Here is a 16961-nt window from a genome sequence, read left to right as displayed (position 1 = left end):
ATCCTATTCACCACTCATGTCATCTCGGGTCACATAATAAAATCTCATTGGCGATTCACCGAGCTCAATTTTGTTTAATTGTGCGTGCATAGGTAAAATTTGCTTCTCAACTAACGTAAAAAAGAACTTTGTTATATTTTCTAAAGTAGGATCTATTGTGGTAAAAGGTTCAACCGTGTTCAAAAATTTTTCAGAATATGCTTTAAAAAGATCATCTAGAGAGCTCTCAATTTTATCAAATACAATCATGTTTTCGTTGGTTGAACGGAACTCTACCGCTATTTCCCAAGAATGTGCGTGTTCGTCACCTTCGCCATTTTCCCATCTAATTGCATGGCTAGCATGGATGTAATATTTCAAATGATAGGTACCTACTAAATTCATTTTTTTCTACCTCCTTTAATTTTAATAAAGTCCTGCTTAACAATTGTTCCTACTGTTTTGAATTCTTCATGATAATTTTTCGTAGCCCACTTAGCAGAAAGATATTCTGTATTAATTACGCCAATTAAGCGTACCCAAGACAAAATAAAATTATATATAGGCATCCAAAATACACAATCGAATAGCGAAAAATAAAATGTTCGCTCATCACTAAATTTTTTTAGCATCATGTTTACATTAACAAAAACCATTGTACTCATAAAAACATATAGAAGATAAATGGCAACATATGATAGTAGTAGCAATAACGGTGAATAGTTTAAAAACAATAGCGCAATACTTGCGAAGAGCCATATTGTTTTTAGAAACATAAATGTGTGATCAATGATTAGTCTTCTCACCAAAAAATTTGAGAAAAATGATTTTAATCCCAAACGATTTCCAGAATACTTTTGCGATACTTCAATTTGGCCACGCTGCCAACGTTGTCGTTGCGTATATAATTTATTCCAGCTTTCAATTGGGTCAACGAAAAAGAAAGCATCTGCACAAAGAATAACCTTTCCTTTCGCTTTGTCTCTAACCTGAAAGGTAATATCAATGTCTTCGCCGACAGTTGATACATCATACATAAAGGTTTTCATTAATGCATCTTTTCGAAATCCTGAAAATGCACCTGACATTGTATATAAGTGATTGTTTTGTGATTCAATACTCCTGCCCGACATAAAAGCTTGCGCGTACTCAAAATACTCTAAGCGCTGCAACCACTTCAATCCAACATTTTTAGTACTTTTAATCAAAGATTTTTGTGTCAGTATACTACCTGTCATAGCAGATATTGTTGTATCACTCTCAAACTTTTTGATTAAATTTTTTAAAGCATTGCGCTCTAAAATTCCGTCGCTGTCAATGTTAATAATATACGCACCAGAACTACTATAAATTGCAGAGTTTAGCGCACGAGCCTTTCCTTGCTCTGTTTTCATCCACTGCATATTTAATTTTGGAAAACTGTTTTGTGCAGATTGAAAAGCTTTAAAACTTTTGTCTTGACTTTTATTATCAACCACTATCACTTGAATTTTATCTATAGGATAGGTCGATTGGTAAACTGATTGAATGCATTCATACAGCGTATCTTCAGAGTTATATACTGGAATAATAATTGAAATAAAAGGCCAGAAACTTGGATCTTTTTCAGATTTTGGCTTACCAATCGTATAAAAAAATATTTTAACAAAAGATGAAATTGCAGGAACTGTTTCTACTAAAATAGGAATCAGTAGCCAAGTTATCCAGAATCCCATTTGACTTAACGTTGAAAAAAATAGGTAATTCATTTACACCTTCTTTTTATTTTTTGCTAAATAACCGTATGTAAATACTTTGTAGTAAAAGAACACGGCAAAAATATAAAATACAATTCGACCGATAATTGAGTGAGCTAAAAAGAAATGATCCACACCAAAAGTATGAACTATTAGTACAATCAAAATCAATCTAATAACATTTGCAACGTACATCCACAAAAAGCCCAGTAAGGCTAGCACAACTTTTTCTTTAGCTTGATACATAGGATAAAATGCTAATAAAGCCCAAAATGCTGCTGTTTCTATGACTCCTGAGCACTCATAATCAATTGACATTGTAATGGCGTTAAACCCATTATTAATAGCAATTAAACCGTAATCCGAATATACAGTGGCTAAATTTAAGGGATGCGCGACTAAAGAAACCCCAATGGTAACCGCTCGCGCCATTATCCAAATAAAATAAGGTTTACTAAAGAAAAATAAAATAAAAAATAGCCCCACACTACCCACAATAAAATAAAAAGCTGGGAGCTTGGCTCTTTTAAAAACAGATAAAGCATATAGCCAAATAACACCACTAATTAATAAAAAGATACTCAAGAAAATTAGCCTCTCTTTCTATTTTTTAAAAACTTGCCAAATAAAACTAACAGAATCACCATAATAAAACCGCTTAAAACGATCAGATTTCCGCCCGTACTAGCACCAGTTACCGTTACTTTTTGTTGTCCCATGTTATCGGTATCATAGATTATGAGGCTTTGCACCATATCTGGATTTTTTAAAAAGCCTCTTAATGGGATCTTAATCTCTGCACGATCGCGATATGCCCATCCATTACTCGATTTTTCAGTGGTAACATAACCAGTCACACCTGGAATTTGTTGGTTGATAAATAATTTATCAGGATCATTATTGCTCCAAGACCAAACAGAAGAGATAGCAGCTTTGGAACCAGGTTGAAGAGACCATATTCCACCATCAACTGAAAAGGTTAAACTAGTAATATTGTTACCAACTTGGACATTCCAACCACTTCCTTGAAACCTATAATTGTTTCCTTTGTTATAAGGATCCATATCAATATAAATATATAAGTACTTATCGTCAGATAAAAAAGAACCCTGTTTGGTAACATTGCCATTGTTATAGTCAAAGAAGATATCTGTCTTAGGTTTGTCTGCCCAATCCTCAAAGTTACCATCAATTGTAATATTGTAATTATTCGCTGTGTCTGCTTTAACTGGACTCGAATACAATGAGGTGACTGTAAACAGGCTTACTGCCAAAAAAAACAATGTTAGTATCTTTTTGAAACGCAATCAACGATACCTCCCTTCAACTTATAACCATTGGTTTTCATAGACTTAAAAAATTATATTTAGTTATGCATTATTTCAGTTCATATATACATCAATCAATTGTTTTGTATCACTATCAAGAAAACAACCGAATGCATGCTTTCTGAATTGTACATTATTATCCCTAATTTTTCAATTAAATTTTGCTATTTTCATCACTGTAATATGAAAAAGTCTTTTCGAAATGTAAGCGCTTGCATTTATATTATATTCGGTTTATACTATGTGTTAAATAAATGGAACGTTCCATTTATGAAGAAGGAGATCTTATGAATAAGAAAATGTGGTGGCAAAATGCTGTTGTATACCAAGTCTACCCAAAAAGTTTTCAAGATAGCGATGGCGATGGTATAGGTGATTTGAGAGGCATAATAAATCGTCTTGACTATATCGAAAAACTAGGCGTTGACGTTATATGGTTGAATCCCGTCTATAAAACCTCCAATATTGATGGTGGTTACGATATTTCGGATTATAAAAGCATCAACCCTACTTTCGGCGACATGCATGATTTTGAAGAACTACTAGGCAAAGCCCACGAACGTGGATTAAAAATAATGATGGATCTTGTGGTTAACCATAGTTCTTTTGAACATGAGTGGTTCCAAAAGAGCATCAGCAGCACAAGTACGGATAATAAGTATCGAGATTATTATATTTGGCGTGACCCAGTTAATGATCATGAACCAAACAACTGGGGCTCCTTCTTTTCTGGCCCTGCATGGACACTTGACAAAAGTTCTGGACAGTACTATCTGCATTTATTCGCCAAAGAACAGCCCGATTTGAATTGGGATAATCCAGAGCTCAGGCATTCAATATTCGACATGATGAATTGGTGGGCTACAAAGGGAATTGATGGTTTTCGTATGGACGTCATTTCCCTTATTTCAAAACCAACAGGATTACCTGATGGTCGGATACACGGTTCAGAATTATATGGTGATGCTGCTGAAATTGTCGCCAATGGGCCACATATCCATGACTATCTAACTGAAATGAACAAACATGTCTTGAAAAAGCATGACTGGATTACAGTTGGTGAAACTATCGGAGTCGACACAAAAGAAGCGGAGAAATATGCAAATTTAGATGGAACAGAACTAAACATGGTTTTTCAGTTTGAACATGTTAGCTTGGATGGAAACGACAACCCAGCACTCGGAAAGTGGTCCGATAACCACGTGTCATTGAAAAAATTACGTGATAATTTGACCAAGTGGCAGAAGTCGCTGTATGGTAAGGCATGGAATAGTTTGTATTGGAATAACCATGATCAACCCCGGGCTATATCACGATTTGGCAACGACTCAGAAGAATATCGCGAAATTTCTGGAAAAATGTTGGCTGCCCTTTTACATTTCATGCAAGGTACACCTTATATATATCAAGGTGAGGAACTAGGGATGACAAATGCTGGTTTTCAGGAATTGTCACAATATAAAGATTTGGAATCCATTAATGCATATGAAGAGCTAGTTGAAAAGGAAAAATTAATTACACCTCAAGATATGATGACATATCTTCGTGCACGGTCACGTGATAATTCAAGGACCCCGATGCAATGGAATAGCGATATTTACGCAGGCTTTAGTCACGTCAAACCATGGCTATCTGTGAACCCCAATTATCAATCAATTAACGCAGAAGATGAATTATCAAATCCCAATTCACTGTTTTATTTTTATCAAAAGTTGATCAAACTACGCCATACTTTACCAGTGATTACCGATGGTGATTTCAATTTATTCAAAGGAAACGAAGAAGATAAGGAAGTCTTCGCCTATACACGAAAAAACAAAAACGAAACCTTGTTCGTCATTGCGAACTTCACCTCTCATTCGGTCACACGCCAATATGATGTACCCTCTGAAAGCAAGTTAATTATTCAAAATTATCCAACAAATGACAATCAAGTATTAAAACCATATGAGGTCAAAGTGTACCTGTATACTTCTCCCTCAACCACACTGCATCTATAAAAAAAGGAAGGTGTATGACATGTCTAGTAATGGAACAGTTACGGTAGAAAAAAGCAATGGAAAATTGCCTTGGAATGAACGCTTAAGTTATGGTGCTAGTGATTTTGCTTGTAGTTTTACATTTAGCTTAATCGGCACATATTTAATGTATTTCTATACTGACGTCTTTGGCATCACAGCCGGTGCCGTCGGCACATTGATGTTAGTTGCACGTGTAATTGATGCACTTGATGGACCATTTTGGGGTATTATGATCGACCATACGCACACAAAATGGGGTCGCAGCCGACCCTACTTTCTTTGGTTTAATGCTCCATTTACGATCTTCACTATTTTATGTTTTACAACACCAGACTTACCAATGAATTGGAAAATTGTCTGGGCCTATGTCACCTATATTGGTATTGACGTTTTATATTCAGCTGTCAATATTCCACTGACCTCAATTTTGCCAAGTATGACAACAGATCCAAATGAACGTGTTTTACTCTCTACAATCAGGTCGCTATTTTCAAACTTTGGTGGAACACTTATTTCAGTTATTGCTTTACCACTTGTCACCTTATTTGGAGGGGCAAATAACCCACGACGGGGTTTCTTCTGGGTTGCTGTCATGGCAGCGGCCGTCTTCTTCATCATTTACCTGGTTGTGTTTGCAAACCTACGTGAGCATGTACAAACCCGCCAATCACAACAAGCACTTCCAATTAAAACATCTTTAAAAGCACTTAGGAATAATTGGCCATGGGTTATTGTTGTTGGCTTAAACTTTATTTATTGGTTGGGTATGCAGACAAAAGGACAAGTAACCATCTACTTCTTTAAATACAATTTAGATAAACCTGGGCTCGCTTCCTTAGCATTGTTCTTCAATGCTGTTGGATTAGTTTCTGTATTCTTAACACCTAAAATTGTCATGAAAATAGGAAAAAAGAAGACAATACTATCAGGACTAGCACTGAGTATCTTGGGTCAATTAATCCTTGGTCTTGGTGCACAATTACTGAATGTTCCACTAGTAATTATTGGTACGATTATTGGAAACTTTGGAAATGGTTTCGTTGGAGCATTAATTGCCGTTTTGTAAGCAGATTCAGTTGATTATGGGGAATGGAAAAATGGCGTTCGTGCTGAAGGAATTGTAACCTCTGCCTCAAGTTTTACCGCCAAGTTTGGCATGGGTATTGGTGGCGCAATTACAGGTATGCTTTTATCACTTGGTCACTATGCGCCAAATAAATCCCAGTCTGCAGCAGCACTATTTAGTATCGAAGCAAATTATGTTTGGGTTCCTTTAGTCGCTTTAGTCATTTCATTCATACTAATACTCTTCTATCGTTTGACTCCCGAAAAAGAATTAGAAATGACACGTTATATTGATGCCAAACATGCTAGAGAAAATTTGGAAGATAGCATTGAGTAATCAGAAAGGATAACGACCATGGAGAAAAACTTTACCATTGATCCACACGAATTTGCGATGGCTCTAATAAGCAACACAAATCGTCCAGAGAAGCTAACAAACCAACGATTTATTAAAAATCAATTGACACTTTATTTAGAAGCCTACTTCATGATAGAAGACTTCAATCATTTAGAAGTGAAGCAAATAGAAAACATGAAACAACAACAAATGTCAGAATTATTTGATAAAATGTTATCAGGAAGGTTTACACCATAATAATTGTAAAAGTGCCAATTAGGCACTTTTTTATTACATAATTTATTGAAGAAGGTATTTGAAATTGGTTAATATGAACGATGTGGCTAGCTTAGCTGGTGTTTCTAGAGGTTCTGTGTCTAATTACATTAATGGAAAAAAAACCAAGCCTAATACACAGAAAAAAATAGCAGAAGCCATAGCGGAGCTAAACTATGTGCCAAATGCTACGGCACGTTCTTTAAAAACTAGCCAATCAAATTTCGTTGTTTTCATCATTCCGACAGTCAACTCACCGTTTTTTTCGGAATTGAGCTACTACATGCAACAAGAGTTGCAAAAAAATGGCTATAAAATGATATTATGCAACTCGAATAATCGCTCAGAAGATGAAATTGAATACATACAGATGGCTAATACACAAAAAGTTGCAGGATTAATCACGATGTCCTACGCTGATGCAGCTAATTTAATTGCAACAGATATACCGCTCGTTTCCATTGAAAAAAAAGTTTCCGATCAAGTGCCATTGGTTGTTTCAGATAACTATTCTGGAGGACAGCTAGCGGGAGAAACTCTAGTTAAGTCTGGTGCTAAACGACTTTTATTTATTTCAAAGGCGCCTGTGAGAAATATATCAGCTATTCGTGAACAAGGATTTTTTGACTACTGTCATGAACACAATATTACTGTCGCTAAATTTGTAACACGTGACATTGCCAATTTTGTGGACGACTTTGCTACGTTCATTAATAAAAATACTGTAAATACAACATTTAAGTACGACGGTGTTTTTTCTGATTCTGATGAATTCGCGAGTGATTTTTACTTTTTGCTTACTCAAAAGGGAATTAATGTACCCAAAGATGTACAAATAATAGGATTTGATGGTGCTCGTATTTATTCACGACAACAAATTTTTTTATCTTCAATTAAACAGCCTACTGCCGAAATCGCCAAATCATCAGTAGAAAAATTATTATCACAAATGAATCAAAAAACTACTACTACAGCGTCCCACAATCACGTCACCTTACCAGTCCATTTTGTCAAAGGAATGACTACTTTGTAACTATATTTATGCAATCCCTTTTCAAATTTAGACGCACTAATATATTGAAATAATTATCAGTGTTACAATAATAAAATGAGACTAAAAAAATTATCCCAAAACCAACTCACCAATGGTACCGCATGGCTTGCTTTTGGCAATATTACTTCGCGAGTTTTAGGCGCATTGTATGTCATCCCTTGGACAATGATGTTAGGTGCATTATCACTCCAAGCTAACACTTTGATGGGTAAAGGCTATAATTTATATCAATTTTTCTTAATGTTATCGACTGCTGGATTACCTTCAGCTGTTGCTAAATTTACGGCACGACTTGAAGGTAATAGTAAGCATCAATTCTTGAAAAATGCGACGCGACTAAGTTGGGTCGCGGGATTTATTTGTTGCGTTGCATTATGGTCCTTAGCCCCTATCCTTTCTGCCAGTGACGTAAAATTGATTCCTGTTCTAAGATCTCTTTCTTTAGCTGTATTAGTGTTTCCATTTTTATCTGTTTTAAGAGGTCGACTGCAGGGTGACCTAAGAATGGCAGAAATTGCCAAGTCTGACGTGATTGAGCAAGTCGTCCGCGTGGCCTATATGTTAGGATCTGCATATGTCATTTTACAACTACAGCATGGCAGTTGGGTAACTGTGGTTGTACATTCAACATTTGCAGCATCAATTGGCGCTTGGGTTGCAACCCTTTACTTACTCTTCTGTACCAACTCACTTTCAAAAAAACAGCTATTAAATGCTGATTTCCTTAAAGAAAATTCTGAACCAGAAATCATCGATTTTAAGCATATTATTGTTCAGTCTTTGCCTTTCGTCGTCATTGGTGGTTTCTTAGTTGCCTATCAATGGATAGATCAATTCAGTTTTCACGTACTGATGTCAAAATTCAATCCTATGCTGTCAAGTAACAAAATTGAAACGATTTTTGGCTTGTTCAATTTTAATAGTAATAAGCTAATTATGATTGTGGTTTCATTGTCTGTTTCAATTGCATCAACTATTTTGCCTCTAATTTCGAAAAGCCGGTACAATCATGAGGTACTAAGAAAATATATTAGTCAAGCTTACGTATTATTTTGTGCCATTACCTTACCTGCTTGTGCAGCACTTTACTCATTGAGTAAACCGGTCTACATTTTATTTTATGGAAATTATGCTGCGGAAAGCTTATATATACCAATGGTACAAATTTCAGCGGTTATTGCGCTATTCATGGGGTTAACATCTGTCCTAGCCATGATTTTACAAGGACTCAGTAAAACTGGCATAGCACTTAGGGCAATTGGCTGGGGCATGGCTGTTAAAATCCTATGCCAGCCTATTATGATCTATTTAACAAGCTCTCTAGGCGCTTTATTATCAACGTTTATTTCTCTGGTTATTGTCACAATTATTATGGGCAGTTATATTAATCATCGATTTGAACTTCTTGACTTTTTAAATACAAAAGTATTAAATGCCATCTATGTTAGCTCATTTATGTTATTAATACTGTTTACCGGATTGAGTCTAGTATCCAATCATTTTGTTCCGGATACTAGAGTTAGCTCAGGTCTTTTTCTGGCATTAGTTGGGTCGCTAGGAGGTTTACTAGTATTGGTTATTTACCAGAAATGCCAAGTACTAGATATCCTCAAAAATAGGTAGACACTGATACGGATTCCTATCAAAATAAAAAGGCAACTGTTCAACTCAGTTGCCTTTAATTTATAGTATGGACGTTAAATATGATTTGCTAAGATTTCAGCAAGCTCTTCTACTTCATTTTTTTCGTTCTCACCAAAGCGGTTCAGTAATGGCGAATCGATATCAATTATTCCATAAATTTGTCCATTTTTAAATATTGGTACCACTAATTCCGAATTACTATCAGCATCACAAGCAATGTGGCCAGCAAAATCATGCACGTTCGGTACAACAATACTTTCTTTGTTAGCAAAAGCTGTCCCTACCACGCCTGATCCAGGCTTGATATGCATGCATGCCACTTTACCCTGAAATGGGCCTAAATCCAACTCTTTAGCATCATCGTTGTAGATATAAAAACCTGCCCAGTTCAGGTTCTCATAGTTTTGAAACAATAAGGCAGCAGCATTTGCTAGGTTGGAAACGATATTAGTCTCATTTTCTAGTAACGCATCTAACTGTTGACCAACCAAACTTATAACTTTACTCATGAACACACCTCTTTTTATTAAAGTAATATACTTATTAATTATAAGTATATTAACATAAAACAAGTTCCGAGTAAATTATTAAACACTTATTATTCAGCTGATCTACTTCTGCAATTGATATAAATTACTAGACTGTACAAACTTGTTGTTAATTAAATGATCACGATACTTTCGTAAAAAACGCAAACTATTTCATTGAAAGAGTATAATTTAAAGGTATTAAGGAGTTTAAAATGTTCACTTTTCAAAAATTCGTAATAGATCATTATAAAGTCCAGTTAGTCATGCCCGAAAACAGTCACGCTGCTGAATTATTTCGTATTATTAATCAAGATAGGGAAACTCTATCACGCTGGATGCCTTGGACACCTAATATTAAAACCGTAGAAGATGAGGCACAATTTTTAAATTATGCTCGGCTTAAAATGGCCAAACAAGAATTGTTTATGCTGACGATACTCGTTAATAATACTCCCGTGGGAATGATTGACTTACACAATATTAACAGGAAAAACAAAAGAGCAGAGCTAGGTTATTGGTTATCGAGTAATTACCAAGGTCTGGGCATCATTTCCAGCTCAGTAAATCTTGTGTTGGACTATGCTTTTGAAAAATTAAATTTTCATAAGATTATCCTTCAATCTGACAGTGAAAATGGTAAGAGTATAGCTGTAGCTCATAGACTGAACTTTACCTTAGAAGCAATATTAAAAGACCAAATAACTTATAATGCTGATTTCAAAGATCTGAATATATTTGTTAAATTCCAGCCTAAATAACTACTTCAATTAAAAAGCGACACTGTTTTTCAGTATGTCGCTTTTTGCTATTATTCTAATGTTTTACCATTACTTTCAATAACTTTTTGATACCAGACGAACGAATCCTTTTTGTAACGCTTTAATGTGCCATTTCCTGCGTCATCTTGATCTACGTAAATCAAGCCATAACGCTTACTCATCTCAGAAGTACTAAAACTAATAATATCTAGTGGTGCCCACATTGTGTAGCCCATTAAGTCAACGCCATCAATCACAGCCTCTTTCATTTGCTCAATGTGCAAACGAAGGTAGTCAATACGATAATCATCGTGTACTTTGTAATCTGCTGTTAATTCGTCAACTGCTCCTAAGCCATTTTCAACAATAAATAATGGTTTACGGTAACGATCCCACAGGACATTCAGAGAAACTCGCAAGCCGATTGGGTCGATTTGCCATCCCCATTCTGATTCCTTCAAATAGGGATTACGACCACCCAAACTCATATTACCAATCCCGTTTTCAACACCATCTACTCCTGTCACGTTGGTCATATAATAACTGAAACTAATAAAATCAACCGGATACTGTTTCAAAATTTTTTCATCATCAGCAGACATATTAATAACGATACCATTTTCATTGAAATATCGATTCATGTATTCTGGATATTCACCTCGTGCTTGGACATCCGTATAAAACAAATTTTTCTGATCTTCAACTTGTGCTGCTTGCACATCAACCGGGTTTGCTGTTGCTGGATACGTTTGCATGCGAGCTAACATTGAACCAATTTTGGCGTTGGGCGCAATTTCCTTTAGTTGCTTTGTCGCAATAGCGCTGGCAACAAATTGATGATGAACTGCCTGATAGCGCACTTGTAACTGTTCTTGCGTACTTAAATCACCATCCATAGCGCCAGTTTCATGAAATCCCCAAGCACTAGTATTAATTTCATTGAATGTCAACCAGTACTTAACTCGGTCCTTGTATCTTTTAAAAACAGTTTCTGTATAGTGATTGAATGCCTTGATGACCTCACGGTCCAACCAACCATTGTAACGCTTCGTTAGTTCAATTGGCATCTCATAATGTGAAAGAGTCACGAGTGGTTCAATATGATATTTATCTAGTTCATCAAATACTCGGTCATAAAAAGCTAACCCAGCTTCATTTGGATTTTCTTCTAAACCAGTTGGAAAAATACGTGACCAAGCAATTGAAAGTCGAAATACTTTAAAACCCATTTCTGCAAATAGTGCAATATCTTCTTTGTAGTGATGATAAAAATCAACTCCACGACGTTTTGGATAATGTACATCCGAATGATCGGCGATAGCTTCTTGTAAGGTATCTGCGTTAACATCTCCCATTGAACCGTGACGTCGGTCTTCAGCTTTACGTACGACTTCAGCTGTTGTTAAGCCCTTCCCATCTACTTGCCACGCCCCTTCAATTTGATTAGCAGCAGTTGCGCCACCCCATAAAAAGTCCTTTGGAAAGCCTGTGATTGATTCTTTACTGTACATTTTTATTCTCCTTTTTATAATGCTTTCAGTTGTAGTAACCAATTTTGGTTAGCTACCGTATCTTGTGTCTCGGTGATTTCGTAATCTGCTGTATTTGTGATAATCACCATCACCGTTGGATCATATCCAGCTTCCTGAATAGCTTGACGGTCAAAGGTTATTAATGACGTACCAACAGAGACCTTTTGTCCTTGTTCAACTAATTGATTGAAATGCTTTCCATTCAGTTGCACGGTGTCAATTCCTACATGAATTAGTACTTCTACACCACCATTGGAGATTAAACCAATTGCATGTTTACTTGGATAAACGGCAGCTACTGTACCTACTATTGGTGAAACAATTTGATCATCATCAGGTACGATAGCAATACCTTTGCCCATTGCGCCACTGGCAAAAACTTCGTCCTTTACTGATTCTAGTGGGATAATGTTGCCAGACACGGGTGCAATGACTAGGTCATCTTGAATTTCTTCGGGGTTTTTAGCGTCTGTTTTACTGTCTTTTGGTTGGCTAGGTACACCGAATAGATAAGTAGCAACTGCTGACAAAACGAAGGCGACAACCAAACCAATAACCACACTGGTAAATCCTTTACCCAAATACGTAGGTAAGGCTAATAAACTAGGTAAGGTAAAGGCATTCGCATGTGCGCCACCCCCACCAGCAATGGCACCGCCGATACCACCGGCAATCGTTGCAAAGATAAATGGTCGCTTTAATTTAAGTGTAACACCATAAATGGCCGGTTCAGTAATGCCTAGTACACCTGTGAGGACTGATGATCCTGCTAAAGATTTCATCTTAGCATCTTTTGTTTTGAGGAACACACCAAGTGCGGCACCCGACTGTGCTAAAACAGCAACACTTAACATTGGTAGCAAGTAGTCATAGCCTAACTGACTGATGTTATTTGTCATAACTGGCACGAAAGTCCAATGTACGCCGAAGATAACAAATACTTGCCACAAAGCACCCATTACAGCACCAGCAGCATAAGGTGCCACGCGGTAAACGCTCTCGACTGACGACGATAGCACAGTTCCAACACTAGTACCTAATGGACCAACAACCAATAATGTAACTGGTACCATAATAATCAGACTGACCATTGGTGTAAAGATATTACGAACAGAATCATGGAAAAACTTATCCAAAATTGGTTGTAAATAAGATAACATCCAAACTGCTAACAAGATTGGTATAACACTCGAACTGTACGTTGTTCCGACAACGGTCAAACCGAAGAATGTTACAGGCTTACTCCCTGCTAATAATGTAATCAAATTTGGATAAAGTAACGCACCAGCCAAAGCTGCTGCAACATATTGATTCACTTTCAAATGTGCTGCAGCTGTGAAGGCCAGCCAAACTGGTAAGAAGTAGAAGAATGCATCACCAGCAGCATACCAAATTTGATAAGTTCCACTGGACTCTTGCAACCATCCGAGTGTCACAAAAAGTGCCAATAAGCCTTTCAAAACACCGGTTCCGGCCATTGCCCCTAAGAAAGGTGTGAAAACACTTGAAATAAAACCAATGAAGCGATTAACAATATTATCTTTCTTTTTTTCTTCTTGATTATCACTCTGAGCGTCATCTCTTGCTAGTCCAATTGCATCGGCCAATGGTTCAAAAACCCGTGCAACGTTGTTTCCAATAACTACCTGGTATTGACCCGCTGATTTAACAACGGTAATCACACCATCCATATTTTCTATTTTTTCAGTGTCTGCCTTGCTTTCATCTTTTAACTTAAACCGCAAACGCGTAGCGCAATGCCAAGCGGATCCGATATTATCTTTGCCGCCGACACCAGCCAATATATTATTAGCCAAAACTCCATAATCCATTTTTTCTACCTCGTTATGTTGTAAAATAAAAACCCAAAAAACATCACATAAATGATATCTTTGGGTTTTGCCTAATTAAATAGTTACAATCCCTAATTTAAATTGAAGAATCAACAATTCTTTGCAGATGCATAGTCAAGTAAACTTGTTCGTTGACTCCTGTTTTTTGTTTGGTTTGTTTTTCAAAATAGTTAATCACACGTTGTGCACATTGGTATGAGCTTGTGTAACGCTCCTGCAGACTTTCTGATAAATGCTGCGACATTACATTGTTAAAACTATTCTCACCTTTTTGAACATGGCTTTCATCTAATAGTCGATCTACGAAGAAACGCAAATGAACAATTAATCTCTGATAATTGAGATTAGAAGAATCAATATCAGGTAATAAATCATGACGAATCAATGTTAATGCACTCTCAATGAGCTGCGTCATATTGGTTGCTTTCTCATTGAAGTTTGGGCCAGCACGCTTTTCAACAAACTTCAAAGCAATAAAACCAACCTCATCCTCAGGTAATTGCACACCCATTTGTTCATTAATAAAAGCTACAGCGAGTGCACCAATACGATATTCATCAGGATAAAAATGTTTTGTTTCCCATAATAGTTCATTTTTAATGGGCAAGTTTTTTTGTAAGCGTTCTACCGCAAACTGTATGTGATCTGCTAGTCCAATTAACAAGTATCCGTCAAATGACAGGCCTAAACTTTTTTCCGCAGTTGAAATAATATGTGAGGCGATTTCAACATAATCTGACGAAATTGTATCGGCCATTTCGTTAAACATTCTCGTCCAATTTTCATCTTGCGGATAATAAGTTTTTTCAATTTTACTCGAATCAACCGTATTACCTATTTTTTGCTTGAAACCAACGCCGCGCCCAACGATAACTAATTCCTGTTCGCTATTCTCAGCTAGTAGAACATTATTATTAAAAATTCTTTTTACCAGCATGGTCTACTCCTATATTTTGAAAATAAAAAACCAAATAATAGTTCCCCATCACCATCGATTATCGAAAGGTGTATAGTTTCCCTATCATTTGGTTTTGCCCACCGCAATTTATTCAGTGGTTACAATCCAACTTTATATTGTTATTATATATCAAAATGAAAGCGTTTACAATAGTTTAAATAAATTAGTTTACAATAAACATTTAATGCCAGTCATCAAGCAAGATACTATTTTTCAAACTGATAAACTTTAGACTCGTACGGACGAAGTGTTTCCGCTTTGTCATCAGCATAATTGCTAACCAAAATTTTTGCATTTGTTGGTACACTATAATCTCGTGTAACGATATTGTCAGTGAAGTTATTGATAACAAGCAGTTGTTCGTTGTTTCCCACACGTCGATACGCATAGACTTGCTCGTCTTTTGGATCCAACAACTGATACTTGCCAGTAGTGATAATTGGCAAATCATGGCGCAATTGAATTAGTTTTTGATAATAGTAAAATATAGAACTCTTGTCAGCTAGTGCTTGCTCAACGTTTATTGTGTCATAATTATCGTTTAATTTGAGCCATGGTGTGCCTGTTGTAAATCCTGCATTCGCTGTACTGTCCCATTGCATCGGCGTACGTGCATTGTCGCGTCCTTTCGCATGTACGTATTTCAACATTGTGTCTTCGTCAATCAAATGATCCTTGTCAATTAAATACTTAAAAGCATTTTTGATTTCAACATCATCGAAATCTTCACGTTGCAAATTATAGGCATTGGTCATTCCAATTTCTTCACCCTGATAGACATATGGTGTCCCTTGCATAAAGTGTAATAAGGTCGCAACCATCTTTGCTGAAACCACACGATACGCTGCTCGGTCATCCCCATAGCGGCTTACTGCTCTTGGTTGATCATGGTTATCCCAATAAAGTGAATTCCAAGCTTTACCAGCTAAATCATTTTGCCACTTGGATAAGTTTTCCTTCAGGTCAACTAGAGAAACTTTTTGATCATACCATTTTCCCAAAGCTGGATTTGGATTATTATCAAGTCCCATATGTTCAAACTGGAAAACCATATTTAATTCTGATTCATTTGTGTTTGCATACTTGATAGCGTTATTGATATCAACACCAGATGCTTCACCAACAGTCATCATATCAGCTCTCTTTAGCACTTTTTCACGCATTTCTTGCAGATACTCGTGAACATGGGGCCCATTAGCTACTGCCTTATCTGAATTACCATACTCCCCTCCTTCAGGTACCTCACCGTCTGGTAACCCATCTGGTTTTGATATCAAAGAAATAACATCCATTCGGAAGCCATCAATTCCCTTATCAACCCAAAAGTTCATCATGTCAAATACTGCCTGGCGCACTTCCGGATTTACCCAATTCAAATCGGGCTGTCCTTCAACAAACAAATGTAAGTAATACTGCCCAGTTTCTTCGTCAAATTTCCATGCCGGCCCTGAAAAGAAGGAACCCCAATTATTGGGCTCATGTCCATCAACTGGATCACGCCAAATATAAAAGTCACGCTTATCATTATCCTTTGAGGAACGGCTTTCAATGAACCATTGGTGTTGGTCTGATGTGTGATTAACGACCAAGTCCATCAAAATTTTGATCCCTTTATCATGAGCTTTCTGAAGTAATCGATCAAAGTCCTGCATTGTACCAAATTTTGCATTAATATCTTCATAATCAGAGATATCGTAGCCATTGTCTTTGTCAGGTGAAGCATATATTGGATTTAACCAAATGACATCGGCACCCAATTTTTTAATATAATCTAATCTTTGTTCTATGCCTTGAAGATCACCAATACCATCTCCATTTGCATCTTGAAACGATCGTGGGTAAACCTGATAAACAACTGCTTTTTGCCACCACTTAATATCTTCTGTCATT

The 16961-nt window shown here is 36.5% G+C and carries 14 protein-coding genes and 1 pseudogene; 6 read left to right on the top strand and 9 right to left on the bottom strand.

The features are described from left to right. Positions 1–3 precede the first annotated feature (3 nt). Genes RHP56_RS04530 through RHP56_RS04515 form a run of 4 tightly spaced genes read right to left on the bottom strand, consistent with a single transcriptional unit; the run spans position 4 to position 3022 of the window. Positions 4–384 carry a 6-carboxytetrahydropterin synthase gene (locus RHP56_RS04530; RefSeq protein WP_462794741.1) on the bottom strand — a complete coding sequence of 127 codons (381 nt, stop codon included), beginning with the start codon at positions 382–384 and terminating at the stop codon, positions 4–6. Continuing rightward, positions 381–1727: a TIGR03111 family XrtG-associated glycosyltransferase gene (locus RHP56_RS04525; protein ID WP_025268039.1), complete on the bottom strand. Its 1347-nt coding sequence runs from the start codon at positions 1725–1727 to the stop codon at positions 381–383. Before RHP56_RS04525 ends, RHP56_RS04530 begins: the two co-directional genes overlap by 4 nt. Further along, positions 1728–2300 (bottom strand): exosortase family protein XrtG, encoded by a 573-nt coding sequence (gene xrtG, locus RHP56_RS04520; RefSeq protein ID WP_014324645.1) that lies wholly within the window; start codon positions 2298–2300, stop codon positions 1728–1730. 5 nt (positions 2301–2305) lie between these two features. Next, positions 2306–3022 (bottom strand): Firmicu-CTERM sorting domain-containing protein, encoded by a 717-nt coding sequence (locus tag RHP56_RS04515; protein WP_462794740.1) that lies wholly within the window; start codon positions 3020–3022, stop codon positions 2306–2308. Between the two features lie 308 nt (positions 3023–3330). On the opposite strand from RHP56_RS04515, the gene RHP56_RS04510 reads away from it, so the two are divergent. The 5 genes and pseudogenes from RHP56_RS04510 to RHP56_RS04490 all read left to right on the top strand — a co-directional run bounded on the left by RHP56_RS04510 (position 3331) and on the right by RHP56_RS04490 (position 9419). Then, on the top strand, positions 3331–5043 hold the full coding sequence (locus RHP56_RS04510) for a glycoside hydrolase family 13 protein (RefSeq protein WP_050884602.1): 1713 nt from the start codon (positions 3331–3333) through the stop codon (positions 5041–5043). A gap of 19 nt (positions 5044–5062) precedes the next feature. After that, positions 5063–6466, top strand: a pseudogene (locus RHP56_RS04505) (glycoside-pentoside-hexuronide (GPH):cation symporter). Positions 6467–6484: 18 nt separating this feature from the next. After that, positions 6485–6724, top strand: coding sequence for a hypothetical protein (locus RHP56_RS04500; RefSeq protein ID WP_014324641.1), 240 nt, complete (start codon positions 6485–6487; stop codon positions 6722–6724). A gap of 73 nt (positions 6725–6797) precedes the next feature. Next, positions 6798–7775: a LacI family DNA-binding transcriptional regulator gene (locus RHP56_RS04495; protein ID WP_025268037.1), complete on the top strand. Its 978-nt coding sequence runs from the start codon at positions 6798–6800 to the stop codon at positions 7773–7775. A 75-nt stretch (positions 7776–7850) separates the two neighbouring features. After that, entirely contained in the window at positions 7851–9419 is a 1569-nt protein-coding gene (locus RHP56_RS04490; protein ID WP_102753677.1) for a polysaccharide biosynthesis protein, read from the top strand. A gap of 74 nt (positions 9420–9493) precedes the next feature. On the opposite strand, the gene RHP56_RS04485 is transcribed toward RHP56_RS04490, so the two are convergent. Continuing rightward, positions 9494–9949 (bottom strand): GAF domain-containing protein, encoded by a 456-nt coding sequence (locus RHP56_RS04485; RefSeq protein ID WP_011679668.1) that lies wholly within the window; start codon positions 9947–9949, stop codon positions 9494–9496. A 233-nt stretch (positions 9950–10182) separates the two neighbouring features. Here RHP56_RS04485 and RHP56_RS04480 point away from each other — a divergent pair, with 233 nt between their 5' ends. Continuing rightward, complete coding sequence (locus RHP56_RS04480; protein WP_102753676.1) at positions 10183–10728, top strand: GNAT family N-acetyltransferase; 546 nt, start codon at positions 10183–10185, stop codon at positions 10726–10728. A gap of 50 nt (positions 10729–10778) precedes the next feature. On the opposite strand, the gene RHP56_RS04475 is transcribed toward RHP56_RS04480, so the two are convergent. From RHP56_RS04475 to RHP56_RS04460, 4 genes are all read right to left on the bottom strand, one after another. After that, a complete protein-coding gene (locus RHP56_RS04475; protein WP_102753675.1) occupies positions 10779–12239 on the bottom strand; it encodes a glycoside hydrolase family 1 protein in 1461 nt (486 codons plus the stop codon). Positions 12240–12253: 14 nt separating this feature from the next. Continuing rightward, positions 12254–14092, bottom strand: coding sequence for a beta-glucoside-specific PTS transporter subunit IIABC (locus RHP56_RS04470; RefSeq protein WP_102753674.1), 1839 nt, complete (start codon positions 14090–14092; stop codon positions 12254–12256). A gap of 97 nt (positions 14093–14189) precedes the next feature. Then, positions 14190–15050: a PRD domain-containing protein gene (locus tag RHP56_RS04465; RefSeq protein WP_102753673.1), complete on the bottom strand. Its 861-nt coding sequence runs from the start codon at positions 15048–15050 to the stop codon at positions 14190–14192. 227 nt (positions 15051–15277) lie between these two features. Beyond that, positions 15278–16960 (bottom strand): glycoside hydrolase family 13 protein, encoded by a 1683-nt coding sequence (locus tag RHP56_RS04460; RefSeq protein WP_042252076.1) that lies wholly within the window; start codon positions 16958–16960, stop codon positions 15278–15280. Position 16961 lies beyond the last annotated feature (1 nt).

It is taken from the genome of Leuconostoc sp. C5 (genome assembly GCF_056530425.1).
This window is presented reverse-complemented; position numbering and strand designations above follow the sequence as displayed.